This window comes from Kribbella sp. NPDC049584 (assembly GCF_040675555.1).
Lineage (GTDB): Bacteria > Actinomycetota > Actinomycetes > Propionibacteriales > Kribbellaceae > Kribbella.
Genome location: NZ_JBFAPF010000011.1, coordinates 122,013 through 145,622, shown reverse-complemented (window position 1 = coordinate 145,622; position 23,610 = coordinate 122,013). Strand labels below are relative to the sequence as shown.

Below are 23,610 nucleotides of genomic sequence, written 5' to 3'. Positions count from 1 at the left end.
TCAGTCACGGCGCCTCCTCCTGTCGGCCCCCAGACGACGACAGTACCGGGGAGGCATGGTGGATCCACAACCGCCAGCCGCTGGAAGTTCGGCGGAAAACGTTGGTGGCGAGCGCCTTGCCACCCGCGAACCCGTCCTCCGGGGCACCCTCACCCGAGGACAGGACATTCTCCGTACACGTGACGTATGCCACGTCTTCATCTACCCGGACCTGCACATCGGTCAGGAAGAACTGGATGTACGGCGTGTTCGCGAAGATCATCGCCCAGGCCCGCATCATCTCGGCGTACCCGGAGATCGCCGCGTTGCCGGGGTGGATGCAGACCGGATCCGGCTCCGGCAGCCAGACGGCCGCCATCAGGTCCAGGTCGCCGGCCTCGAACGCGTTGTAGAACGCGGTGTTCGCATTCAGTACGACGTCCTCGACGGTGGCACCGCGCGCACCATCGCCACCGGTGCCCTGCCGCGGTCCGTCCGTCATACCGTTCCCCATCTCTTCGCCACTCTGACCGCGTCCGCGTTCGGTGCCACCGCGTGCGCCCTGACACACCAGGCACCCGCTGCGGCGGCCAGGGCGGTCACGGCCACGCTCGCGTCGTCTCGTCGTACGGCCGGTCTGGGTTCGCCGGTCTGCTCGTCGGCGAGCAGCCTACCGAGGAACGTCTTCCGGGACGCACCGATCAGCAACGGTCTTTCCAGCACGGCGAACTCCCGCAGCCGGCGCAGGATCTCCCAGTTGTGGTTCGCGTTCTTCGCGAATCCGAGCCCCGGGTCGAGCGCCACCCGGTTCAGGTCGATGCCGGCCTGCCGCAGTACGTCGAGCCGCTCGCCCAGCTCGGCGATCACCTCGGCGACGACGTCGTCGTACTCCGCCCGGTTCTGCATGTCGATCGAGTGCCCGCGCCAGTGCATGCACAGGTACGGCGTTCTGCGCTCGGCCACCAGCGGGAGCATGTCCGGATCGGCCTGGCCGCCGGACACGTCGTTGATCATCGTGGCGCCCGCGTCGAGCATGAGCTCAGCGACGCCGGCCCGCATCGTGTCGACGGAGATGATCGCGCCTTCGGCCGCGAGAGTCTCGATCACCGGGAGGACACGGCGGATCTCTTCCTCGGGCGACGGCCGCACTGCACCCGGCCGCGTCGACTCCCCGCCGACGTCCAGAAGGTCGGCGCCTTCGGCCAGCAACTCACGTCCGTGCTTGATCGCCGCGGCCGGCTCGAACCACTCACCGCCGTCCGAGAACGAGTCCGGCGTCACGTTCACGACGCCCATGACGAGACACCGGTCGACCACCGGCAGCCCGTCCACGTGAACCCGCTCGAGATCCTTCACCAGACCACCGTAGTGGCCCGCACCCCCAGTCTGTCGCCTGGGCTCAGTTGGCGAGGATCAGCCGGGACTGGGTGGACTGCAGAACCTCGGCGATGGGCTGCGAGTAGGACTCGTTGGTCTGGCCGGACTTCTCCAGGCACTGGCCGTTGAGCAGGGCCGCGCCGCTGGTGATCCCCTGGGCGTAGTTGCCGGTCATGTTGGCGCCGCCGGAGTCGCCCGCCTCCACGCACGCGGTGTGCTGGAACAGGCCGCGGACGATGCGGTTGTTGCCGTAGTTCACCGTGACGTTCCGCGCGACGATCCGCCCGCAGGTCCAGCCGGTGCTCTTCCCGGACTTGCACAGCGTCGATCCGATGGTGGCGTCCGCGAGCCCCTTGACCGCGACGTTGCCGGCGCCCCAGCCCTCGACGTACCCCTGCTGGTCCCAGCCCTCGATCACGCCGACCGAGCCGAAGTCGTTGCCAGGGAAGCTCGAGGTGTACGTGTTGCCGAGGACGTAGCCGTTCCGGGAGAACGACGGCTTGCCCGCCGTGCAGTGTCCGGCGGTGAGGAAGATCCGGGTGCCCTTGCGGGTCCGGGCGTTGAAGCCCAGCGAGCAAACGTACCCGGTGTTCTTGTCGACCTGGACGCCGCCGCGAAGGCTGAAGTCGTCCGCGGTCGGGCGGATCGTCCCTGTCACCTGGCGGACCGTCACCCGCTCGCCGTTCGCCACTGCGCGGGACAGGAAGCGGTTGGTGATCGAGTCGTGCGCACCCTTCGGCACCGAAACGACCACGGTCCCCGAGACGGGATCGACGTACCACGACCGCACCTTGCCGGCGCTCGACGTCATGGCCAGCTTGTTCAGCTCACCCTGCACGGCGTTCAGCTGGCGAGCGGTGAACCGGACCAGGCGCGGAATCGCACCGATCTGGCGGACCAGCTCGGCCGTCGCGACATCCGACACGGCGACGATCAGCTCACCGGAGTTGTCGTAGTAGCTGCCCACCACACCCGAGTCGGACCCGAGCTGCGACTCCAAGGTCTCCGCCATCAGCGGGTCCTCGGTCTGCTTGGGGGAACTCTTCTGGGTGGTCTTGCTCCGCGTGTCCGCGGTGGCCCAGTTCGCTGCCGCCAGCCCGCCGGCCGTCAGGACGACGACCCCGGCAAGTGCGGCGCCGACCCGGAAACGCCCCGACATCCTGTCCTCCTCACACCGGCACTCTGGTCCCCGTTGGCCGAGTGCCACTACGGAAAGTAAACGCTCAGCGACAGAATGTCCATAGTCACGGACTCTCAAACTCCAACGAGGGGCAGGGGCCGGGGGCTACGCCTCAGCCCACGATCAGGCTCATCGCCTCCGCGCGCGTGACCGGATTGCGCAGCTGGCCGCGGACCGCGGAAGTGATCGTCTTCGCGCCCGGTTTCCGGACACCGCGCATGGTCATGCAGAGGTGTTCGCACTCGATCACCACGATCACGCCGCGCGGCTCGAGGATCTCGACCAGCGATTCGGCGACCTGGGTGGTCAGCCGTTCCTGGATCTGCGGTCGTTTCGCGTACACGTCGACCAGTCGGGCCAGCTTCGACAGCCCGGTGATACGTCCGTCCCGGCTCGGGATGTACCCGACGTGCGCGACGCCGGTGAACGGGACGAGGTGATGCTCACAGATGCTCCAGACCTCGATGTCCTTCACCAGGATCATCTCGTCGTGCTCGAGCGCGAACGTGGTCGTCAGCACGTCCTCGGCGGTCTGCCCGAGCCCGGCGGTGATCTCGGCGTACGAACGCGCCACCCGGTCCGGCGTGTCCCGCAGGCCCTCGCGGTCCGGGTCCTCCCCGATCGCGAACAGCAGCTCGCGGATGGCGTTCGCCGCCCGCGCGTGGTCGAACTTCGGTGAAGTCATCCGGCCACTGTAAATTTCGACGCCACAAACAGCGACGCCGCCACCCGGTGGGTGGCGGCGTCGCAGGTGTCACTGCTTGTTCGGCGGGGTCGGCCCGCTGCCGTAGTCCGTCGGCCGGATGGCCTCGTCCGGACCGACGGAGCCGCCCGGCAGCACGTCGTGGAGCGAACCGTTCTGCTCGGCGCGGCCGTTGCTGCCGGTCGGCATCACCGGCGGCTGGTCCGACGGCACCCGGGTGGACGAGCCGGTCCAGGCCGGCCGCCGCTCCCGCATGATCACCGGCTCGAAGATCCGGGCGATCTGGTGCTTGTCGAGCGTCTCCTTCTCGAGCAGCTCCTCGACCAGGTGGTCCAGCACCGCGCGGTTGTCGACCAGGATGTCGAAGGCCTCCTGGTGCGCGTTCAGGATCAGCTTGCCGACCTCTTCGTCGACCGCGGCCGCGATCTCCTCGGAGTAGTTCCGCTGGCTGCCGAAGTCGCGGCCCAGGAACGGCTCGCTGCCGTCCTGGCCGAACTTGATCGCGCCGAGCCGCTCGGTCATGCCGTACTGCGTGACCATCGCCCGGGCCAGCGCCGACGCCTTCTCGATGTCGTTGCTCGCGCCGGTGGTCGGGTCGTGGAAGACCATCTCCTCGGCGGCGCGGCCACCGAGCATGTAGGCCAGCTTGTCGAGCATCTCCGACCGGGTGGTCGAGTACTTGTCCTCGTCCGGCATCACCATCGTGTAGCCGAGCGCGCGGCCGCGCGGCAGGATCGTCACCTTCTGCACCGGGTCGGAGTGCGGCAGCGCGGCGGCGACCAGGGCGTGCCCACCCTCGTGGTACGCCGTGAGCACCTTCTCCTTGTCCGACATCAGCCGGGTCCGGCGCTGCGGGCCGGCGATGACGCGGTCGATCGCCTCGTCCAGCGCGCGGTTGTCGATGATCTGCGCGTTCGACCGGGCGGTCAGCAGGGCCGCCTCGTTCAGCACGTTGGCCAGGTCGGCACCGGTCATCCCCGGCGTCCGGCGGGCGACGGCGACCAGGTCGACGTCGGGCGCCATCGGCTTGCCGCGGGAGTGCACCTTGAGGATCTTCTCCCGGCCGGGCAGGTCCGGCGCGTCGACGGCGATCTGCCGGTCGAAGCGGCCGGGCCGCAGCAGGGCCGGGTCGAGCACGTCGGGCCGGTTGGTGGCCGCGATCAGGATCACACCGCCGCGGACGTCGAAGCCGTCCATCTCGACCAGCAGCTGGTTCAGCGTCTGCTCGCGCTCGTCGTGGCCACCGCCGAGGCCCGCGCCACGGTGCCGGCCGACGGCGTCGATCTCGTCGATGAACACGATCGCCGGAGCGTTCGTCTTGGCCTGCTCGAACAGGTCGCGGACGCGGGAGGCGCCGACACCGACGAACATCTCGACGAAGTCCGAACCGGAGATCGAGTAGAACGGCACGCCGGCCTCACCGGCGACCGCGCGGGCCAGCAGGGTCTTACCGGTACCGGGCGGGCCGTAGAGCAGGACGCCCTTCGGGATCTTCGCGCCGACCGCCTGGAACTTGCCGGGCTCCTGCAGGAACTCCTTGATCTCGCCGAGCTCCTCGACCGCCTCGTCGACGCCGGCCACATCGGCGAACGTCGTCTTCGGGGTGTCCTTGGTGATCAGCTTGGCCTTCGACTTGGCGAAGCTCATCACCCGGGAGCCGCCGCCCTGCATCGAGTTCATCAAGAAGATGAACACGACCGCGATCAGCAGGAACGGGATCAGCGTGGAGAACACCTGGCCGATGAAGCTCGGCTTCGGGTTCTCGACGTCGTACCGCTCGATCTTGCCGTCCTGGAACAGCGACTGCAGGTCGGTGCCGAGGGTCTCGGCCTGCCCGTCGACCCAGTGCGCCCGGAGCTTGGTGCCGTCGGTCTTCTCGACCCGGATCTCCTGGTCCGGATCGATCAGCGTCACCGACTTGATCGTCTTGTCGCTCGACGACTTGGCCTGCTGGATCAGCTGCACGACCTGGCCGGTGGCCTCGGTCTTGTACCCGGTCGAGCCGGTCAGGAGCTGCCCGATCACCAGTACGCCCAGGAAGGCGACGACGATCCAGAACAGGGGTCCGCGGAAGATGCGCTTCACGTCCATGATCGAGGCCTAAGCCCCGTCCCTCCTAGCTCGGCAGGCCCGGGTATGGCGGGCTTGTGACGGTAATACCAGTCCAAGTGTCTCGTGTCGCACAAGACAACACAGCACGAGGGTCACCAAAGGACAGTACGACCCGTTGTACAGGCCGTCACCAAGTCTGCCTTGTGGGAGCCGGTCAGGAGTAGACGTGCGGGGCCAGACTGGCCACACAGCGCAGGTTCCGGTACTTCTCCGCGTAGTCCAGCCCGTACCCGACGACGAACTCGTCCGGAAGTTCCAGGCCGACGTACTTCACCGGGACGCGCATCTTGGCGGCGTCCGGCTTCACGAAGGCGGTGCACAGCTCCAGCGAGGCCGGCTTGCGTGACTCCAGGTTGCTGACCAGCCAGCTCAGCGTGAGCCCGGTGTCGATGATGTCCTCGACGATCAGCACGTGCCGGTTGGTGATGTCGGTGTCCAGGTCCTTCTGGATCCGCACCACACCCGACGACTTGGTCCCCGAGCCGTACGACGAGATGGCCATCCAGTCCATCTCCACGTGCCGGCTGAACGACCTGGCCAGGTCGGCCATCACCATCACCGCACCGCGCAGGACACCGACCAGCAACAGGTCCTTGCCCTCGTAGTCGGCCTCGATCCGCGCTGCCAGCTCCCGCAGCTTCGCGAGGATCTGGTCCTCGGTGTAATGGATCTTGGTCAGGTCCTTCTCGATGTCCGCCGCATCCACGGCCCTCAGCCTGTCACATCAGGACCGAGGATGATGAATCCGCCCTTGCGGATCGCCCGGATGCCCTGTGGTAGGTCGATCCAGCGCTGGCCGCGCCAGTCGGTCACCAGCGCATCGACGGACGCGACGTGTCCCGCGGTCAGATCCGTGGCCCGGCAGCCGGCTTCCAGCGCGGCCTGCCGCAGCACCCGCGTGCGGATCGCAGCGGGCTCGTCGGTCAGTACGCCGATGTCCGCGCGCACCTCGCCCTCGGCGCGACTCAGTGCGGTCTCAGCAACGTCCGCAGCCAGCAGATCGAGCGCATCGGCGTCCGCCCGCAGCAATCCCGCCGTACGGGCCAGCGCCTCGACCACACCAGGCCCCAGGGCTTCCTCCAGCACCGGCAGCACCTCGTGCCGCACCCGCACCCGCGTGTACTGCGGATCGTCGTTGTGCGGGTCGTGCCACGGCCGGAGCCCCGACGCGATGCACGCCGCCGCCGTAGTGGCCCGCGGTACCTCCAGGAACGGCCGCCGGAGCAGTCCGACCGCCGGAGCCATGCCAGCCAGGGACCGCGCCCCGGATCCGCGCCCGAGCCCGAGCAGGACAGTCTCGGCCTGGTCATCACGGGTGTGGGCCAGCAGTACGACGTCCGCTGCCAGCTCATCCGCCGCGTCGCGGAGGGCGTCGTACCGCGCAGCCCGTGCGGCAGCCTCCGGACCGCCGTCGCTGCCGACCTCCACCGCACGCACCTGGACAGGCTCGAGCCCGAGCGTCCTGCACTGCTCAGCTGCGATTTCAGCAACGTGTGCGGAGTCCGGCTGCAGACCGTGGTCGACGACGATCGCTCCGGCCCGCAGACCGAGCTTCGGCGCCTCGAAGGCGGTCGCGGCCGCAAGAGCGAGCGAATCCGTCCCGCCGGAGCAGGCGACCAGCACAGTGGTCCCCTGAGGCAGCTCGGCGAGCGTCGCCCGCACCGCCTCCCGGGCGCGGGCTATGGCCGGGTGCAGCTTCCCTCGTCTGCGCTCGACCAGTTCCTCCATAGCGAACTCAGCTGACTCAGCCGTGGAGTCTGGCGACCCAGGCGTCGGGGTTCGCGATCTCGGTCTTGGTCGGAAGCGTGTTGGGGCCGGTCCAGACCCGGTTGAAGCCCTCCATACCGACCTGGTCGACCACACGGCGTACGAACGCCGCACCGTCCTTGTACTGCCGCAGCTTCGCGTCCAGCCCGAGCAGCCGCTTCAGCAGCTGGTCCACCGGGTTGCCGCTCTGCCGGCGCGACGTGAATTTGGACCGGATGTTCTCGACCGTCGGAATGACCGTCGGCCCGACCCCGTCCATCACGAAGTCCGCGTGGCCCTCCAGCAACGACATGACCGCCGTCAACCGGTCCAGCACCGCACGCTGCTCCGGCGACTGCATCAGGTCCACCAGGCTCAGCTCAGCCTCGCCACGCAGCGACCGCCCCAACCGCTGCACAGCCTCCCGGAACATCGCGGCGTACGCCGACGCATCTAGCTCGGCCTGGTCGAGGAACAGGGCGATCTCGGACCGCAGGTGGTCCCGCAGCCACGGAACGGCCGTGAACTGCACGCGGTGCGTCTCCTCGTGCAGACACACCCACAGCCGGAAGTCCCGCGGTACGACGTCGAGCTCGGACTCCACGTGCATGACGTTGGGGGCCACGAGAAGCAGCCGACCGGTCAGGTGCGGGCGATCCGGGTCGGGCTCCGCCGGGTAGAAGGGGTCGAACTGGCCGAGCACCCTGGACGACAGGAACGCCAGGAGCGCGCCGGCCTCGATCCCCGTCACCCGTGAGCCGACCGCGGACGACAGACCGGGCATCCGGTCCGCCTTCTCGCGCAGCTTGTCCGCCAGCGGCTGCAGCACGGTCCGGAAGCCGTCCGCGTTCGCCTGCACCCAGCCGGGCCGGTCTACGATCACCACCGGCGCCGTGGCCGACGTGGCCTGCAGCCCGGTGAACTCGCGAACGTGCCCCTCGGACTCGGCCGCGAACTGACGCAGGTCCGCGACCACCTGGTCCGCCTCCGCGCGGCTGACCGCCGGGCCCGGGCGCAGCAGCTTCCGCGCCACACCGGTCGCCAGCTGCCAGTCGACCATCTCGGTCGTGGTCTCGCCTTCAGCCGTACTCATACAACGACCCTAGTGCTATGTCCCAACATGCGCTGCTGATCAGCAGCCGCAGTTCGCCAAGGCAGCGGTGGTTCGGTCGAGGGCGGCGCGGGCGTCCAGTGTCTTCGGGACCGGAACGCTGTCGCTGGCGACTGCGAACACCAGCAGCGTGCCGGAGCGGTCCCGGGCGTACCCGGCCAGGCTGTGGACGCCGGTCAGTGTCCCGGTCTTCGCGTGGACCAATCCGGTCCCGGTGCCGGTGCCGGCGGTCGTGAACCGCTCCCTGAGGCTCCCGTTGAAGCCGGCGATCGGGAGTCCGGTCAGGAGATGCCGCAGCTCCGGGTGGTCCTTGGAGACCGCCACCCGGACCGCACCGGCCAGCAGGTCGAGCGGGACCTTGTTCGCCCGGGTCAGACCGCTGCCGTCGTAGATCCGAGCCTTGCTGACGTCGAGGCCAAGCTTGGTGAGCGTGGCCCGCACACCCTTGACCCCGCCGACGTACGAACCTCCGTTGCCGGTCGCGATGCCGACCTGCCGCAGCAGCACCTCGGCGCCGTCGTTGTCGCTGTGCTGGTTGATGTATTCGACGATCTGCCCGAGCGTCGGCGACTTCACCAGCGCCAGCGGGGCGACGCCGGCCTGGGCCGTCGCAGCCTTGACGGTCGGGGCCACAGTGATCCCATAGGTGCGCAGCAGCTTCGAGAACGAGGTGGCGGCGGCCTGAGCCGGCGATGGCGCCCGCTTGGCCATGCCTGGCGAGATCCGGCCTTCGTTCACCCACAGTGCCGTCGTCGGCGCGGCGATCCCTTCCGGGACGTAGTTGGCCTCCCAGTTCGCGTTGACCGCCGGACCGGTGAACAGCGAGGCGTCGTACCCGAGGGTGACCCTGGTGACACCCTGCGCCTTCAATGCCTTCGCGGTGCTCGCAGCGAGCGTCTGGAGGGTCGCACGGGTCGGGTAGTCCGACGCCTGCTGCACAGCGAGCAGCGGGTCACCGCCGCCGACCAGGACGATCGAGCCCTTGCCGGCGCTCACCACTTTGGTGGCGAACGTGTGGTCCGGCCCGAGCGTCGCCAGCGCCGAGACCGTGGTCAGGAGCTTCAGAGTCGAGGCAGGTGTGTACGGCGTCGCCGCACCGACCGAGAACACAGGCTTGCCGCGCGAGGCGTCGTACACGTAGACGCCGTGGTGCGGCCCGAGTGACGGGTCCTTGAGGACGGCGGCGAGCGCTTTGCCGACCCCGGCCGCCGTCGGAGCGACACCCTCGGTGGTCAAGGGCGCCAGGACAGGCGGTGCTTGCTGGGTGGTCTGGACTGTTCCGGGTACGGCGCGTGCGCTGCTCACCAGGCCGGCGCACATGCTCGTGCACAGCGCCGTGGTGAGCAGCGTGACGAATGCCGCACGGGCAGGTCGTGCCACCTGGCTGCTCCTGTCATTGGGTCGGTCGGAACCGTGACAGTATCTGCCGTATGGAGTTCGACGTCTTCATCGAGATCCCCAAGGGCACCCGCAACAAGTACGAACTGGACCACAAGACCGGGCGGCTCCGGCTGGACCGGACGCTGTTCACGGCCACCCAGTATCCGTCCGACTACGGGTTCATCGAGGACACCCTCGGCCAGGACGGCGACCCGCTGGACGCGCTGGTCCTGCTGCCCGAGCCGACCTTCCCCGGCTGCCTGATCAAGGCCCGGGCGATCGGCATGTTCCGGATGACCGATGAGAAGGGCCCGGACGACAAGGTCCTGTGCGTCCCGGCCGGTGACCCGCGCCAGGAGCACCTGCGCGACATCCACCACGTGCCGGAGTTCGACCGGCTCGAGATCCAGCATTTCTTCGAGGTCTACAAGGACCTCGAGCCCGGCAAGTCCGTCGAAGGCGCCACCTGGGTCGGCCGCGCCGAGGCCGAGGCCGAGATCACCGCGTCCTTCGAGCGTCTGAAGACCGAAGGGCACTAGGTCCCACTCCGGACCTACTCGCCTGACAGTCGGCCGAGCAGCGCAAGCAGCGTCTTGCGCTCCGCTGCCGTCAAGGGCTCCAGCAGGTCCGCCTCGGCGGCGTAGATGAGTTGGTCCATCGCGTCCAGCTGCTTCTCGCCGGCCGGGGTGATGGCCACGATCTTGCGGCGCCGGTCGGCCGGGTCGACCCGCCGCGCGAGGAACTTCAGCTCCTCGAGCTCGTCGAGCAGCGTGACCAGATCGCTGCGGTCGAAGCCGATCCGGTCGGCAAGCGTCGCCTGAGCCGCCTCGCCGTCGTCGGCGAGGCTCGCGAGCACGTGATAGTGCTGCGTCCGGACACCGGCCTGCGTCATGTGCTGCCGGACCAGCCGCTGGGCATGCTGGCTCGACCGCCCCAGCGCCCACAGCACCCGGTCGGCCAGCCGATGCGTCGGCGCCTTCTTCACCCTCCAACTCTATTGGCATCGTTCATCCCTGGCGTTATCGTGGGAATCTCCTATTATTTATAACTCCCACGAATATGGAGAACCCACAATGCGTGCAGTGCGCTTCCACCGCCACGGCGGCCCCGAAGTCCTCCAGCTCGAGGAGGTCGCCGTACCCGAACCGACCGCCGGTCAGGTTCTGATCGAGGCCGAGGCGATCGGCGCGAACGCGATCGATGCCGTACTCCGCCGCGGCGGCTCGCCCTGGGACCGCCCGCTCCCGGGCGCCCTCACCGGCGACGTGGTCGGCCGGATCGTCAAACTCGGGCCGGACACCCCGCCCGGCGTGGCCGTCGGTCAGCGCGTGTCGGCGCTCACCGTGGACGCCTTCGCCGACTACGCCGTTGCCGACGCAGCCTTCCTCGCCTCGATCCCGGACGACGCCGACGCGGGCGAAGCCTCGATGATGTCGCTGACCGCCCCGCTCGCGCTGCGCGTGCTCGAGTCCGGTCACATTCCGGCCGGCGGCACGGTCCTGATCCAGTCCGCCGCGGGCACCATCGGTCATCTCGCCACCCAGCTGGCCCGCTTCTACGACCCGAAGACGATCATCGGTACGGCGTCCAGCCCGGAGAAGCTCGACTTCATCCGCGAGCTCGGCGCCGAGCCCGTCGACATCAGCGACCCCGACTGGCCGGCCAAGGTCCGCACCCTCGCGCCGGACGGCGTCGACGCGGTCCTCGACGCAGTCGGCGGCACGGTCTTCGAGCAGGGCCTCGAACTGGTGAAGCCGCTCGGCAGGATGGTTTCGTACGGCGCCATCACCACCGAGGTCCCCGCGGTACCAGTGCTCGGACTCCAACTCCGCATCCTCACCGGCGTCTCCCTCTACGGCTGGCAGCAGGCCCGGCCGGACGAGGCCCGCGCCGACATCGCCGAGGTCATCCGCCGCTGGCAGTCGGGCGAGCTCCGCCCGATCGTCCACGCCACCTACCCGCTCGCCGAGGTGGCCCGGATCCACGAAACCCTCGACGCCCGGGCCAACCTCGGACGACTCATCGCCATCCCCTGAGCGCTCTAGAATCACGGGGTGGAGTTGCGGCAGATGCGGTACTTCGTGGGCGTCGCAGAGGAGCTGCATTTCGGCAAGGCCGCCGAGCGCCTGTACATCTCCACCCCGACCCTGAGTCAGCAGATCAAGCAGCTCGAACGCGAGGTCGGCGCCACCCTGCTGATCCGTCACAGCCGCGGCGTCGAGCTCACCCCGGCCGGCGAGGTGTTCCTGACCCGCGCCCGGGAGACGATCCAGGCGGCCGGCCTGGCGCTGAAAGACACGCGCCGGGCCGCCGGCCTGGACGAACCGGTCCTGCGACTCGGCCTGCTGAACGGCATCCCCGGCTGGTTGCCCGCCGCGCTCGAACAGCTCGCCACCGAACGCTTCCCGAACAGCACCGTCACCCTCGAGGCCGGCACCACCACCGACCAGGTCCGGATGCTCACCGCCGGCGAGATCGACCTCGGCCTGGTCCGCACCCCGTTGACGTTGCCTCCGGCAATCACCTCCGAGCATCTCGCGACCGAGGAGCTCGGCGTACTGCTGACCGCGACCCACCCGCTGGCCGCGCGACCCGAGCTCACGCTGGACGACCTGGCCGGCCTCGAGCTGATCTGGATCCCGCGGGACTCGGCGCCGGAGTTCCACGACGACGCGCTCCGGGCGATCGGCCCCGGAGTACGCCTCAGCGACATCAGCATGAGCCACTCGCAACTCCGCTCGGCCCTGCTCGTCCGGCGGTCGGCGATCAGCCTCGGGTCCCGCCGCGCCGCGACCGCGGATGTCGTCTGGCGGCCGATCGTGGGCCGTCCGCTTGAGGCCCGGTACGCCGCCGTCTGGCGCACCGACTCGCGCAATCCGGTGCTGCAGGCAATGGTCGTTAGCCCGGGCCTAACGGTCGTTAGCCAGCAGGTCGTGGCGGACTGATTCCTTCGGTGGTTGGCTCGAACGTCAACCACCGAAGGAGATTCAGTGCAGGAACACGTAGTGATCGTCGGCGGCAGCTCCGGCATGGGACACGCACTCGCCACGGAACTCGTTGCCCAAGGCAGCGAAGTCACGATCGCCGGCCGCTCACCCGGCAAGCTCGACGCCGCACGCCGGGAGCTCGGCGTACACACCGTTGCCATGGACATCGGGATCGAGGCGGACATCGAACGGCTCTTCGCCGCCACCGGCACCGTGAGCCATATCGTCACGACGGCAGCGGACGTCGGCGGCGCCTACCAGCCGATCAGCGAGTACGACGTGGACGCGGCCCGATCCGCGGTCGACTCCAAGTTGCTCGGACCGCTGCTGCTCGCCAAGCACGGCGCCCCGGTGCTCGAACCCGGTGGCTCGATCGTGTTCACCTCGGGCATCGCGGCGTACCGTCCCGGACCGCGCGCATCGTTGCTTGCGGCACTCAACGGCGCACTCGCATCACTGGCCGCCGCGCTCGCGGTCGAGCTCGCGCCGATCCGGGTCAACGTGGTCTCCCCCGGCTGGGTCGACACCCCGATCTGGCAGGACGTCGCCGGCGACGCGGCGCCCGCGACCTTGGCCGCGATGGCGGCGCGCCTCCCGGTCGGCCGCATCGGCCGGACCCAGGACATCGCGGCCGCCATCATCGCCCTGCTACGCAATGGTTTCATCACCGGCACCGTTCTCCACGCCGACGGCGGACACCGGCTGGTCTAGGGAGAGGAACGTCAGGGACGGCCGAAGAAGTTCGGCGGGATCCAGTAGTAGACGCTGGCGATCTGAACCGGCTTCCCGGTGCGCGGCGCGTGGATCATCTGCCCGTTGCCGATGTACATCGCGACGTGGTGGATGGTCGCCGGGTCGTTCGGGTCGGTGGCCCAGAAGATCAGGTCGCCGGGCCGCAGGTCGTCCTCGTTGATGTGCTGGATCTGCTCGTACTGCGCTGCGCTGTAGTGCGGAAGCTGGACCCCCGCACGCTCCCAGGCGCCCATCACCAGACCCGAGCAATCCCAGCGCGACGGCCCGGTGGCACCCCAGAGGTACATGTCGCCGAGCTGCTTCAGCGCGAAGTTGATCGCGTCGCGGGCGCTGCCGCCCGAGCTGTGCCCACCGCCGTTATTGCCGTCGTTGCCCGGCTTCGGCTTGTGGTGCTTCGGCGGCTTCTTCCCGTGGTTCTGCTTCTGCTCTTCCTTCTCCTCGCGGGCCTCCTCGGCTGCCTCGCGGGCCCGCTCGGCCGCCTCCGCGCGGCGTTCCGCGGCTTCGCGCGCGGCGATCCGGCGCTTCAGCTCGGCGGCCTTCTTCGCGGCGAGAGCGGCGGCTCGTTGTCGCGCAAGCTCCTCGAGCCCTCGCTGCCGCTGGGCAGCAACCTGCACCGAGATGTTCTGCAGTACGGCGAGCTGCGCGATCGACTTCGTGCGCTGCACCCCGATCGCGGTCACCGCCGCGGACTGAGCCGCCTCCGCGTCCTCGGCCGCCTTCTTCGCGGCGGCCGCCTCGTCGGTTGCCTTCTTCACCTTCACGACAGCCTGGTCGGCCTGCACCTTGAACAGATTGGTCATCACCTGAGTGGCTGAGAACCGCAGATACGACCCCTGCATCGCGGCCGACACCGAGCGGGCCGCGCCGGCGGAGTCGAGCAGGTCCTGCGGGCCGTTCGCGGTGAACAGCGGCGCGATCTTCGCCACGTCGCCGCCACCCTGGTACGACGCGGCGGCGAACCGGCCGATCTGCGCCCGCTGGGTGGCGAGCGTCTGCTCGGCCTCCTTCGCGCGGGCCGCCGCGGCGGTGGCCTCGGCCTGGGCCTGCTGCAGCCGGTAGACGGCGCCGTTGTACGCCTCGTCGGCGATGCCGGACTGGATGCCGAGCTGCTCGAGCCGCGCGTTCGCCGCGGCGAGCTGACGCTCGATGGTCGCGACCTGGCCGGCCTTCGAGGCGGCGGCCTGCTTGGCCCGCTCGACCGCGGCCTTGGACGGGATCACCGGCGGCTTCGGCTTGGCAGCCTCGGCCGGGAGCGTGGGCATGGCCATCGTGGCGGCCAAGCAGATCGCGAGCACCCCGGACAGCAGGGCCTTACCTGCCCGACCGGTCTTCCCAGTGCTCCCGACCCGCTCGCCGGACGTGGCCCTGAGGGGCGTCCGCATCGGGATCGTTCCTTCCGCCGGTCACGAACCCCTTCCCCAGGGTTCGTGAACTTTTGGTCCTCCTGGACCACATACGTGACACTAGTTGCCTAGAGCCCCATTGGGAACAGCTTTCACACAAGTATCTTTGTTTCACCCGTGTGTCGACTTGACAAACTACAAGCTTGTAATTCCTCGAAATCCCAGGTCGGCGCACGAAAACGCCCTCCGGCCGGAGCCGGAGGGCGTTCAGGTGACGCGTCAGGGGTTCAGCGGAGGGCGAACGAGGCGACCACCGGGAGGTGGTCCGAAGCCCGCGTCACAGGTACGTCGGCCGTCACCGCGCGCAGGCCCGCGCTGTGCAGCTGGAAGTCGATCCGCTTGGTCGGGTTGCCTGCCTCGATCGTGTAGCCCGGGCCGACACCGACCTCGGTCCACGTGTCGTCGTACACGGCCGTCAGGGTCTTGATCTCCGGCGCGGTCGGCGTCGCGTTCAGGTCGCCGACGAGCAGCGTCGGGGTCTTCGACTTGCCGAGCAGCTCGACCACCTTCTGCGCCTGCTCCAGCCGTTCGGCGTTGTTGTTGCTGGTCAGGTGCGTGTTCGCGAACCGTAGGTCGGCCCCACGAACCTTGATCTTCGCGACCGCGAGACCACGCTGCTCGCCGGTCGGGTACAGCGGCAGCAGCGTGTTCTCGAAGTCCTTGATCGGGTACTTCGACAGGATCGCGGTCCCGTACTGGCGCCGCGGCTCGCCCGGGTTCACCGGCGGCAGGTCGAGGTTCGCGGCGTACGCGTAGTGCATGTTCAGCCGCGCGGCGAACCAGGCCGGCTGGTCGACCCAGTTGCTCCGCACATCCCAGTGCCGGTCGACCTCCTGGAGCCCGACCACGTCGGCCCCGGACTGCTCGATCAGTACGGCGATCCGCTCGAGATCGAGCACACCGTCGATCCCCGCACCGTGATGGATGTTGTACGTCATCACCGTCAACGGCCGCTCCGGCCGCCCGGCGTCCGGTTGCGCGGCGGCAACTGTCGGCACCGCCATCATTAACCCCACCAGAACCGTTAGCAATTTACGCATGGGCCCATCCTTCCGGAAAACCGGCGACACCCGCACAACGAACGAGTGTCGCCGGTCTGAACGGTCAGTGCACCAGGCGGCCGACGGCGCCCTTCGCGCCTGAGGCCCAGCAGCCGGCCTGGGAGCCGTGGCCGGCGCACTCCACGCTGTCGAAGCTGCCGTCGTAGAACTGCTTCCAGCTCCGTCCGCCGTCGAAGCTCACGTCGCTCCCGGACGGGCCGACCGCGACGACGGTCGACGGCGACCACGGCACGAAATGCGACCCGCTGCGGTACCCCTTCGGTGCCTTGTCCGCGGGCACGAGCTTCCAGGTGCGGCCACCGTCGTACGTGATCGAGGCCGCCTTCACCGCCTCGGTCGGCTTCTCGAAGTCACCGCCGACCGCGACGCCGAACAGCGGGTTGCGGAAGGCGAGGCTGAAGATGCCGGCCGCCTGGCCACTGGCCATCGGCGAGTCCGAGACCCGCCAGTGCTGCCCGCCGTCGTTCGTCCGGAACACCCGCGGCCGGTCGCCACCTCCGGTCGCGAACCACGCGGTCCGGCCGGGTCCCGCGACCAGGCAGGTCCCGCTCGCCGCGAACGCGAACTCGCCGGGCAGCGCGGCCGGCATACCGGCGTTCGACTGCACCTTCCACGACTTCCCGCCGTCCGACGTCGCCGCGATCCGGAACTTGCCGTCGACGGGGTCGCTCATCGCCAGCCCGTGCTTGTCGTCATTGAAGGCGAAGCAGTCGTAGAACGCGTTCACGTCGGTGTTGCGGAACGTCTCGGTCCAGTGCTTGCCGCCGTCGACGGTCCGGTACACGCGCGAGTCCTCACCGACCCCGATCGACAACGCGACCGCCCGCTTCGCGTCGAATGCTTCGACATCGCGGAACTGCAAGGCCTCCGCGCCCGCCGGGCTGACGTTCTGCCAATGCTTCCCGCCGTCGACGGTTCGCAGTACCGTCCCCGCGGTCCCACCCACCCAGGCGACGTCCTTGCTGACCGCCGCGAGCCCGCGGAACTGCGCCGTACTTCCGGTCGGCGTCAGCTCCCAGCGGTACGACGGCCCGCCGTGCGCCTGGGCGGGGATGACCTGGGACGACATCAACAACAGACCTCCTGCCGCGAGAGCGGCCACACGCAGGATTCTCATGCGCGAGAACCTAGCCCAACATCACACCACCGTCAGCTGGAACGACTGCGTCGCGCCGCCGTTGCAGGTGAGTTGGACCAGTTGCGTGCTGTCGGCGGTGGAGCCGCCGGGGACCGTGAGGCACTTGCTGCTGAAGCGGCTGACGAAGTGGAAATAGCCGCTGCCTTCGGAGACCGCCTGCCATTGCTGGTTGTTGCCGTTGCTGTACGTCCACAACTGCAGGCCGGCGTTGTCGGCCGCGGACACCCCGGTCACGTCGATCACCTTGGTGGCGTCGTTGCGGTCGTTGACCCGCGTGAATCCGCCGGACGTCGGCTGGAACTGGAACTGCTGTGCCTGGGTGCCGTTGCAGGTGTACTGCTGGATGACGGTCCCGTTGGCGACTCCGGCCGCGCGGGCGTCGACGCACTTTCCGTTGCCCTTGTTGGCGAGCTGGTACCACGCGGTCGGCGACGGCTGGTCGACCGGCGGCGTCGTACCACCACCACCGAGCCACTTCAGCGCGTCCATCATGAACTGGTTCTGCGCGGGGCTGTCGAACGTCGACGAGAGCCGGGTGTTGGTGTCGTAGTTCATCGCGTTGTGGCCGAAGTTCGCGTAAATCATCTTGTAGTTCTTGTTGGTCCAGATGATCGGGTAGTAGCCCGACGTCCAGATGTTGCCCTGCTGGTTGCCAACCGGAAAGCTGGACGGGTCGATCGAGGCCAGGACCTGGATGTCAGGGTTGTTCCGCAGGTCGTTCTGCCAGCTGTACCACTCGCTCACCGACGAGCGGAACGTCGCTCCCGTATTCACCAGTGACGGGTGGGAACGGTTCTCGGTCCTCAGCGTGACCGCGCTCGGTCCCCAGGTGTTCGACTCGAACCGGCCGGTGCCGAGCAGCGTGTTGTTGAACCACGGCCAGCCGCCGCTCGCGTCGTTGTACGCCGACACGTGGAAGCCGAAGAATGCGCCGCCGTTGTCCATGTAGTGCTTGAAACCGTCGCGTTGCGCGTCGCTGTGTGGTGAGTCGTCGAGGAACATCACCACCTGGTACTGCGATGCGCTCAGGTTGTTGAGCTGGTCCCAGTTGTTGGTCGACGTGTACGAGAAGCCGTTCTGCGCACCGAACTGCGGGAAGCGCTGATTCGCTTCCTTCTCGAAGTCGATATGCGCGGCGTCGTAGGTGCCGCTGTAGAACGCGAGCACGTTGAACGTCGCCTCGACCTTCGCGACCGCGGTGGAGGTGAGCCCGCTGACCAGCAAGACGAGCGCTAGAAGGAAGGCGGGCAGGCGAAATCGATCGGAAAGCATGGGGGCGGACCTTTCCGTCAGAACATTATGAAATTTCAGAGCTTAAATTAACTCCCGATCAAAGCCCTGTCCAGAGTTCATCACCTGACTGCCCAGAACACTCAGCAACTCCAGCTTCTCCGCGCTCTCGCTGCCCGGTTCCGCGGTGAACACGATCAGCGTCTGCTGCTGGTCCCGGTTATCGATCAGCTCGCAGTACAGCTCGAGGTCCCCGACCGCCGGGTGGTGGAACCGCTTGGTCCGGCTGTGCGCGACGACGACCTCGTGCGCATCCCAGATCCTGACGAACTCCGGGCTCAGCTTTTGCAGCGCCTTCACGAGCGAGGCGGAGTACGACTTCGGTCCATCGATGGTCGCGGTCGTGCGCAACATCGAGACCAGCAGCTTGCTGTGCGTGCTCAGCTCGGGTTCGGCGTACAGGGTCCGGGTCTCCGGGTGGGCGAACCAGCGATAGACCTCGCTGCGCTCCATGCCCTGGAAGTTGGTCAGCTCGCCGGCGAAGGCGACGTGCGTCGGCGTCTGCGCGAGCACCTCGCCGCACCGGTTCAGCAGCATCGCCGGGGTGTCGTGCAGACGGTCGAGGATCCGCAGCATGCCGGGGTCGACATGGCACGCCCGCGTCGTGCGCGGCGGCGTACCGTGGCCGGCCAGCAGGAACAGGTGGTCGCGCTCCTCGAGGGTCAGCCGGAGCGCGCGGGCGATCGCGCCGAGCATCTCGACCGACGGCTGCGGGCCGCGTCCGCCCTCGAGCCGGCTGTAGTAGTCGGCCGACATCGACGCCAGTGCGGCGACTTCCTCGCGCCGCAGACCGGGGGTACGGCGCCTGCGCCCGCGGGGCATGCCCACGTCCTCGGGTTGCAGGGCCTCCCGGCGTTTGCGCAGGAAATCGGACAGATCGGCGTACTCCATGACTCCAGTGTCCACGCCGCTCAGCCGTTATCCACTGCTTGCGGAGCAGTGGCTGAGCGCGGCCTGGTTGCCGTCGGCATCCGGTCGCAGGCTGGAGATATGAAAACCACAGGGAACACGATCTTCATGACCGGCGGTACGTCGGGTATCGGCCTCGAGCTCGCCCGCCGGTTCCGCGACCTCGGGAACACCGTGATCATCAGCGGCCGCCGCCAGGAGCTGCTCGACACGATCGCCGCCGAGGACGGCATCGAGGGTATCTACCTCGACGTCGCCGACCCCGCCTCGATCACGGCCGCCTTCGAGAAGGTGACCGGCTCCCACGACGTCAACGTGCTCGTCACGATGGCCGGCATCATGCAGATCGAGGACCTTCGCGACCCCGGTCACCTCCCGACCGCGGAGCAGACGATCGACATCAACCTGCTCGGCACGATCCGCACGATCGCCACGTTCACGCCGTACCTGCTGCAGCAGACCGACCCGGTCATCCTGACCGTCTCGTCCGGTCTCGCCTCGGTGCCGTTGACGGTCACGCCGACGTACAGCGCCACGAAGGCCGCGATCCACAGCTACACCCAGAGCCTGCGGATCCAGCTCGCGGACACCGGCATCCAGGTGATCGAGATCGTCCCGCCCGCCGTCCAGACCACCCTGATGAACCAGGAGAACGACGACCACGCGATGCCCCTCGACGACTACATCGACGAGACCATGACCCTGCTCCACGACCAGCCCGACGCCGACGAAATCCTCGTCAACCGAGTCCACTTCCTCCGCCACGCCGAACGCGAAAACCGCTACAACGACGTCCTCGGCGTCCTGAACTCAGTCCGCTAACGCCTGCTCGACGCGCTCTACCTTGGCGGTGAGCTGGCCGGTGTAGCCGGGGCGGATGTCGGCCTTGAGGACGAGGCTCACGCGGGGCGAGACGGCGGCGACCGCGTCGACGGCCTGCTTCACGACGGCCATCACCTCGTCCCACTCGCCCTCGATGTTCGTGAACATCGCGTTGGTCTCGTTGGGAAGACCGGAGGCGCGGACGACGCGGACGGCCTCGGCCACCGCCTCGCTCACCCCTCCGGTCTCGTCACCGGCCGACGGGCTGATGCTGAATGCGACGATCATGCGTCCAGGATGTCAGGTTTTCGGCAGCGCGGCGCTCGGCTCCGGATGTGGTGAGGAGGGGCTTCTCCTTGATGAAGAGGACGGCGACCAGGGCGAGGATCGCGAACGGGACCGACATCATGAACAGGTCGGCCGTCGCGTCGCCGTACGCGTTCTCGACGACCGTGCGGACCTGCTCCGGCAGGTCCTTGATGTTCGGTACGGCGCTGGCGCCGCCGGACGAGGCCCCGCCCGGGTTCAGCGTCTCGGTGACCTTGTTGGCCAGGATCGCGCCGAGCACGCTGACGCCGATGGTGCCGCCCATGCTGCGGAAGAAGCTCACCGCCGAGGTGGCGGCACCCAGCTCCCGAGCCGGTACGTCGTTCTGCGCGGCCAGCACCAGGTTCTGCATGACGAGGCCGATGCCGACACCGAGCACGAGCATGAATGCCCACAGCATGTACTTGGACGTCTGAGCGTCGATCGTGCCGAACAGCGCCAGCCCGATCGGCAGCAGCACGCTGCCCACGACCAGGTAGATCTTCCAACGCCCGTACTTCGTGATCAGCCCGCCGGCGATCGTCGACGCGACCATCATGCCGATGATCAACGGCAGGCTCATCAGCCCGGCCTTGGTCGGCGAGTAGCCCTGCGCGATCTGGAAGTACTGCGCGAGGAACACCGAGCCGCCGAACATCGACACGCCGACCAGCGCGCTGGCGATGATCGACAGCGTCACCGTGCGGTTGCGGAACAGGTCCATCGGAATGATCGGCTCGGGGTGCCGGCGCTCGACGAGCACCGCGGCCACCAGCACGACCAGCGCCGCGCCGACCAGTCCGAAGCTCCAACCGGACGCCCACTCGAACTTGTTGCCGGCGAACGACGACCAGACCAGCAACGTGCTCACGCCGCCCATGATGAGGACCGCGCCCCACCAGTCGATCTTCACTTCCCGCCGTACGGTCGGCAGCTTCAACGTGCGCTGCAGCAGGATGATCGCCGCGAGCACGAACGGGACCCCGACGAGGAAGCAGGCCCGCCAGCCGAGCGGCGAGTCGACCAGGAAGCCGCCGAGCAACGGCCCGCCGACCGTCGCCGACGCGAAGATCGCGCCGAAGATGCCCGAGTACCGGCCGAGCTCGCGCGGCGGGATGATCGCCGCCATCACGATCTGCACGAGCGCGGTCAGACCGCCGCCGCCCAGACCCTGCAGGACCCGGCTGCCGAGCAGTACCTCGATGTTCGGCGCGAAGCCCGCGACCAGCGAACCGACCACGAAGAAGCCCAGCGACAGCTGGACGAGCAACTTGTTGTTGTAGAGGTCGGCCAGCTTGCCCCACAACGGCACGGTCGCGGTCATCGTCAGCAGCTCGAGCGTGACGACCCAGGTGTACGACGATTGGCTCGCACCCAGGTCGTGGATGATCCGCGGCAGCGCGGTGGACACGATGGTGCCGGCCAGGATGGCCACGAACAGCCCCATCATCAGACCGGACATCGCCTGCACGGTCTGCCGCGGGGTGAGGGCAACGGCGGCGGCAGCCGGCGCTTGATCAGACGATGGCGTCGTCGTCATGAGAAATCCTTCTGGTTGGACGGCCCGAAGGCCGGATCGATGCCTTGGGCAAGTAGTTGGAAGCCTTCGCGGACGAGCTCGAGGACGGGCCGGCCGGGCGCGGCCTTGTGCAGCTCCATCGCTACCCGGCAGGCCGCGCCGGCCGCGCTGACGATCAGCGCCGGGCGGGTGGAGCCGGCCGGTTCGCCCATCCGTTCCGCGAGCGCGGCGGTGAGTTGCCGCTCGTCGTCGATGCTCGACAGCATCAGCTGGTACAGCAGGGTCGGAGAGCTCATGATCAGCTCACCCCGACGGGAGAGTTCACCATCGCTCTCCAGGTCGCGCAGGACGTCCTGGACGGCGTACCACATCGTGGTCAGCGGGGATTCGCCGGCGGGCGCGGTCCGCATCCGGTCCAGCGCTCGCTCGAGGTGCTCGGAATTGCGCCCGAGGATCGCGTGCTCCTTGTGCGGGAAGTAGTTGAAGAAGGTCCGCACCGAGACGTCAGCCGCCTCGGCGATCTCCTCGACCGTGACGTGATCCGGCCCCTTCTCCAACGCCAGCCGCAGCGCCGCGTCGGCCAGCGCCGCGCGTGTCTGCAGCTTCTTGCGCTCCCTCAACCCACCCTCAGCCCCCACATCGTCGAGGGTAAGAAAAACTTGCAGCCGGTGCAAACTATTAACCCTGCAACTTTGCACCCCTGCAAGCATCAGCCCCGGCGGCGGCCGAAACGTATCCGCGGGATCCAGGCCGGGACTTCGTCGCGGTACTCCGCGTACTGCCGGCCGTAGCGCTGTTGCAGCACCGGCTCCTCGTAGGTCTTCACGAATGCGGCCATCACGGCCCACGCGATCACGCCGTACCCGAGGACCCGCCAGTCGAGGAACAGGAGCGCCTGTCCGAGGATCGCGGTGACCACGCCGACGTACATCGGGTTGCGGACGAAGCGGTAGTCGCCGCCGACCACGAGCTCCTCGGTCGGCGCGACCGGTGCCGGCGTACCGCGGCCTTCCCGGACGAAGCGGACGAACGCTCGCAGTACGACGAACGCGCCCGCCGCCACGATCACGAGGCCGGGCCAGAACCTCGGCGCCGCCCAGCCGCTGATCCACCACGGCAGCACGCCGCCCACCACACACGGCGCCGCGAAGAAGAACACCGTGCTTCCGAGGATGGCTCTGACCATCGGGAATCCCTTATAATCAATAGAAAGCCTCCGGCACGGTTCCCGTGTGCGGAGGCTTTTTCGTATGACGACTCTCTACAAAGCCGCCGGCGAAATCCGCGGTGACGACATCCTGCCCCTCAACGACCTGCGCGTGCACTACCCAGACCTCTACGAACGCCACTTCGCGAAGTACGCCGACCGCCCGGGCCGCGTGAACGCTCCGGTCTATCCGCTCGGCTGCACCTGGGCCGACGTCGTGTTCCTGTCGCCGGTCCACCCCGCCCCGATCTTCGAAGCGCTGCACGAGTCCGGCCGGATCGGTCCTGCCGTGATCAAGTACTGGACGATCGACGCGGAGCTCCTCGACCCGGCCAGGACGTGCATCCTGCTCAAACGCCACGATCCCGAGCAGCGCCCGCAACCGCCCGAGGATTTCATCCCGTACTCCGCCGACGCCGCCGCCGCGCTCTCCACCCCGTCGGAGAAGGCCCTGCACCGCCTCCGCAACCTGAACGCGACCGAGCCGCTGTATCCCTGGGCCGACATCCCGCACATCCTGCACCGCGGCCCGATCCCCAAGTGCCTCTTCCGGACCAGCACCGGCACACCCGTGGTGAGTTGATCGCCAATAGGAGTTCGAGTCTGGTAGGAAATTGACCTAGGGTC

At 68.3% G+C, this 23,610-nt stretch carries 25 protein-coding genes; 6 read left to right on the top strand and 19 right to left on the bottom strand.

What is annotated here, in order from left to right; all coding sequences use genetic code 11:
* Positions 1–4 precede the first annotated feature (4 nt).
* From AB0J62_RS31595 to dacB, 9 genes are all read right to left on the bottom strand, one after another.
* The gene (locus tag AB0J62_RS31595; RefSeq protein ID WP_363878742.1) at positions 5–481 is read right to left on the bottom strand and encodes a nuclear transport factor 2 family protein; all 477 of its coding nucleotides are present in this window, start codon (positions 479–481) and stop codon (positions 5–7) included.
* Positions 478–1,275 carry a dihydropteroate synthase gene (gene folP, locus AB0J62_RS31590; RefSeq protein WP_363879241.1) on the bottom strand — a complete coding sequence of 266 codons (798 nt, stop codon included), beginning with the start codon at positions 1,273–1,275 and terminating at the stop codon, positions 478–480. The genes AB0J62_RS31595 and folP overlap by 4 nt, the downstream gene beginning before the upstream one ends.
* A gap of 103 nt (positions 1,276–1,378) precedes the next feature.
* Positions 1,379–2,515: a S1 family peptidase gene (locus tag AB0J62_RS31585; RefSeq protein WP_363878739.1), complete on the bottom strand. Its 1,137-nt coding sequence runs from the start codon at positions 2,513–2,515 to the stop codon at positions 1,379–1,381.
* A gap of 133 nt (positions 2,516–2,648) precedes the next feature.
* Positions 2,649–3,221 carry a GTP cyclohydrolase I FolE gene (gene folE / locus AB0J62_RS31580; RefSeq protein ID WP_363878736.1) on the bottom strand — a complete coding sequence of 191 codons (573 nt, stop codon included), beginning with the start codon at positions 3,219–3,221 and terminating at the stop codon, positions 2,649–2,651.
* A 69-nt stretch (positions 3,222–3,290) separates the two neighbouring features.
* Positions 3,291–5,330 carry an ATP-dependent zinc metalloprotease FtsH gene (ftsH, locus tag AB0J62_RS31575; protein WP_363878733.1) on the bottom strand — a complete coding sequence of 680 codons (2,040 nt, stop codon included), beginning with the start codon at positions 5,328–5,330 and terminating at the stop codon, positions 3,291–3,293.
* 175 nt (positions 5,331–5,505) lie between these two features.
* Positions 5,506–6,057 carry a hypoxanthine phosphoribosyltransferase gene (hpt, locus tag AB0J62_RS31570; RefSeq protein WP_363878729.1) on the bottom strand — a complete coding sequence of 184 codons (552 nt, stop codon included), beginning with the start codon at positions 6,055–6,057 and terminating at the stop codon, positions 5,506–5,508.
* A gap of 5 nt (positions 6,058–6,062) precedes the next feature.
* Positions 6,063–7,079: a tRNA lysidine(34) synthetase TilS gene (tilS, locus tag AB0J62_RS31565; protein WP_363878726.1), complete on the bottom strand. Its 1,017-nt coding sequence runs from the start codon at positions 7,077–7,079 to the stop codon at positions 6,063–6,065.
* A gap of 16 nt (positions 7,080–7,095) precedes the next feature.
* Positions 7,096–8,190, bottom strand: coding sequence for a zinc-dependent metalloprotease (locus AB0J62_RS31560; protein ID WP_363878723.1), 1,095 nt, complete (start codon positions 8,188–8,190; stop codon positions 7,096–7,098).
* A 39-nt stretch (positions 8,191–8,229) separates the two neighbouring features.
* On the bottom strand, positions 8,230–9,588 hold the full coding sequence (dacB, locus tag AB0J62_RS31555) for a D-alanyl-D-alanine carboxypeptidase/D-alanyl-D-alanine-endopeptidase (protein ID WP_363878720.1): 1,359 nt from the start codon (positions 9,586–9,588) through the stop codon (positions 8,230–8,232).
* Positions 9,589–9,638: 50 nt separating this feature from the next.
* Between dacB and AB0J62_RS31550 the strand changes: the two genes are divergently transcribed.
* Positions 9,639–10,127 (top strand): inorganic diphosphatase, encoded by a 489-nt coding sequence (locus AB0J62_RS31550; protein WP_363878717.1) that lies wholly within the window; start codon positions 9,639–9,641, stop codon positions 10,125–10,127.
* 14 nt (positions 10,128–10,141) lie between these two features.
* Here the strand turns inward: AB0J62_RS31550 and AB0J62_RS31545 are convergent, their stop codons facing one another.
* Complete coding sequence (locus AB0J62_RS31545) at positions 10,142–10,573, bottom strand: MarR family transcriptional regulator (RefSeq protein WP_363878714.1); 432 nt, start codon at positions 10,571–10,573, stop codon at positions 10,142–10,144.
* An 88-nt stretch (positions 10,574–10,661) separates the two neighbouring features.
* Between AB0J62_RS31545 and AB0J62_RS31540 the strand changes: the two genes are divergently transcribed.
* Genes AB0J62_RS31540 through AB0J62_RS31530 form a run of 3 tightly spaced genes read left to right on the top strand, consistent with a single transcriptional unit; the run spans position 10,662 to position 13,286 of the window.
* A complete protein-coding gene (locus tag AB0J62_RS31540; protein ID WP_363878711.1) occupies positions 10,662–11,624 on the top strand; it encodes a zinc-binding dehydrogenase in 963 nt (320 codons plus the stop codon).
* 18 nt (positions 11,625–11,642) lie between these two features.
* Entirely contained in the window at positions 11,643–12,533 is an 891-nt protein-coding gene (locus AB0J62_RS31535) for a LysR family transcriptional regulator (RefSeq protein ID WP_363878708.1), read from the top strand.
* A 45-nt stretch (positions 12,534–12,578) separates the two neighbouring features.
* Positions 12,579–13,286, top strand: a complete 708-nt coding sequence (locus tag AB0J62_RS31530; protein ID WP_363878705.1) for an SDR family oxidoreductase — start codon at positions 12,579–12,581, stop codon at positions 13,284–13,286.
* Between the two features lie 11 nt (positions 13,287–13,297).
* On the opposite strand, the gene AB0J62_RS31525 is transcribed toward AB0J62_RS31530, so the two are convergent.
* The 5 genes from AB0J62_RS31525 to AB0J62_RS31505 form a co-directional block, all read right to left on the bottom strand.
* A complete protein-coding gene (locus AB0J62_RS31525; protein ID WP_363878701.1) occupies positions 13,298–14,710 on the bottom strand; it encodes a C40 family peptidase in 1,413 nt (470 codons plus the stop codon).
* 248 nt (positions 14,711–14,958) lie between these two features.
* On the bottom strand, positions 14,959–15,771 hold the full coding sequence (locus AB0J62_RS31520) for an endonuclease/exonuclease/phosphatase family protein (RefSeq protein ID WP_363878698.1): 813 nt from the start codon (positions 15,769–15,771) through the stop codon (positions 14,959–14,961).
* Positions 15,772–15,835: 64 nt separating this feature from the next.
* Positions 15,836–16,909, bottom strand: coding sequence for an oxidoreductase (locus AB0J62_RS31515; RefSeq protein ID WP_363878695.1), 1,074 nt, complete (start codon positions 16,907–16,909; stop codon positions 15,836–15,838).
* Between the two features lie 21 nt (positions 16,910–16,930).
* Positions 16,931–18,202 carry a ThuA domain-containing protein gene (locus tag AB0J62_RS31510; RefSeq protein WP_363878692.1) on the bottom strand — a complete coding sequence of 424 codons (1,272 nt, stop codon included), beginning with the start codon at positions 18,200–18,202 and terminating at the stop codon, positions 16,931–16,933.
* Between the two features lie 42 nt (positions 18,203–18,244).
* Positions 18,245–19,111: a helix-turn-helix transcriptional regulator gene (locus AB0J62_RS31505; protein ID WP_363878689.1), complete on the bottom strand. Its 867-nt coding sequence runs from the start codon at positions 19,109–19,111 to the stop codon at positions 18,245–18,247.
* Between the two features lie 99 nt (positions 19,112–19,210).
* Here AB0J62_RS31505 and AB0J62_RS31500 point away from each other — a divergent pair, with 99 nt between their 5' ends.
* Positions 19,211–19,951, top strand: coding sequence for an SDR family NAD(P)-dependent oxidoreductase (locus AB0J62_RS31500; RefSeq protein WP_363878686.1), 741 nt, complete (start codon positions 19,211–19,213; stop codon positions 19,949–19,951).
* On the opposite strand, the gene AB0J62_RS31495 is transcribed toward AB0J62_RS31500, so the two are convergent.
* The 4 genes from AB0J62_RS31495 to AB0J62_RS31480 all read right to left on the bottom strand — a co-directional run bounded on the left by AB0J62_RS31495 (position 19,940) and on the right by AB0J62_RS31480 (position 22,962).
* Positions 19,940–20,239 carry a thiamine-binding protein gene (locus AB0J62_RS31495; protein WP_363878683.1) on the bottom strand — a complete coding sequence of 100 codons (300 nt, stop codon included), beginning with the start codon at positions 20,237–20,239 and terminating at the stop codon, positions 19,940–19,942. The two genes, AB0J62_RS31500 and AB0J62_RS31495, sit on opposite strands and share 12 nt — an antisense overlap.
* Complete coding sequence (locus AB0J62_RS31490) at positions 20,202–21,797, bottom strand: MDR family MFS transporter (RefSeq protein ID WP_363878680.1); 1,596 nt, start codon at positions 21,795–21,797, stop codon at positions 20,202–20,204. The genes AB0J62_RS31495 and AB0J62_RS31490 overlap by 38 nt, the downstream gene beginning before the upstream one ends.
* Positions 21,794–22,414 (bottom strand): TetR family transcriptional regulator, encoded by a 621-nt coding sequence (locus AB0J62_RS31485; protein WP_363878675.1) that lies wholly within the window; start codon positions 22,412–22,414, stop codon positions 21,794–21,796. Before AB0J62_RS31485 ends, AB0J62_RS31490 begins: the two co-directional genes overlap by 4 nt.
* A gap of 71 nt (positions 22,415–22,485) precedes the next feature.
* A complete protein-coding gene (locus AB0J62_RS31480) occupies positions 22,486–22,962 on the bottom strand; it encodes an isoprenylcysteine carboxylmethyltransferase family protein (RefSeq protein ID WP_363878672.1) in 477 nt (158 codons plus the stop codon).
* A gap of 64 nt (positions 22,963–23,026) precedes the next feature.
* Here AB0J62_RS31480 and AB0J62_RS31475 point away from each other — a divergent pair, with 64 nt between their 5' ends.
* The gene (locus AB0J62_RS31475) at positions 23,027–23,566 is read left to right on the top strand and encodes a hypothetical protein (RefSeq protein WP_363878669.1); all 540 of its coding nucleotides are present in this window, start codon (positions 23,027–23,029) and stop codon (positions 23,564–23,566) included.
* Positions 23,567–23,610 lie beyond the last annotated feature (44 nt).